Raw genomic sequence first — 732 nt, 5'->3', positions numbered from 1 at the left:
CTCCAGCGAGTACACGTAGCCAAGCATATTGTACGGTGTTGGTATCTTGGAACTCGTCTACTAGTAAGTAGCTAAAGCGCTCCTGATAATGCGAAAGAAGAGCCGGATGGTTCAGCCAGATTTCATGTGAACGCAACAGTAGCTCACCGAAATCGACGAGACCAGACTGTTGGCATTGCTCTTCATAATCGAGGTACAAACCATGTATTTGCTTGTCGAAAGGATTTTTCGCAGGCGCTAAATGTTTAGCCCGAACCCCTTCGTCTTTTCGGCTATTGATAAAACCTTGTACTTGGCGTGGCGGAATGCGCGCTTCATCGATGCCGCGATCACGCATTAGACGCTTGATGATGCGAAGTTGGTCATCGGAATCAAGAATCTGAAAATTCTCTGGTAATTCGGCTTCTCTGAAATGGGCACGTAAAAAACGATGAGCGATGCCGTGAAACGTCCCAAACCACATGCCTCGGCTCGGAATGTTTAGAAGATCTTCAATACGCCCACGCATCTCTTTGGCTGCTTTATTGGTGAAGGTAACAGCCATAATAGATGTAGGACTAATGCCCTCGATTTGCATCAACCAAGCAATACGATGAACAAGAACACGGGTTTTTCCGCTTCCAGCTCCAGCCAATACGAGTAAGTTTTGCATAGGGGCTGCGACTGCTTCGCGTTGTGCGTCGTTTAAGCCATCAAGTAAATGAGATACGTCCATTAGGGTGCTACTTTGTT

1 protein-coding gene is annotated in these 732 nt (G+C 46.9%); it reads right to left on the bottom strand.

The genetic code is table 11. From position 1 onward, the window contains the following. Positions 1-715: UvrD-helicase domain-containing protein (locus A3762_RS22385; RefSeq protein WP_156493674.1), on the bottom strand; the 715-nt coding region annotated here is incomplete at its 3' end. Positions 716-732: the final 17 nt, after the last annotated feature.

It is taken from the genome of Oleiphilus sp. HI0125 (assembly GCF_001635355.1).
Note: the sequence above shows the minus strand (reverse complement) of the source record. Positions and strands in the feature narration are given on the sequence as shown.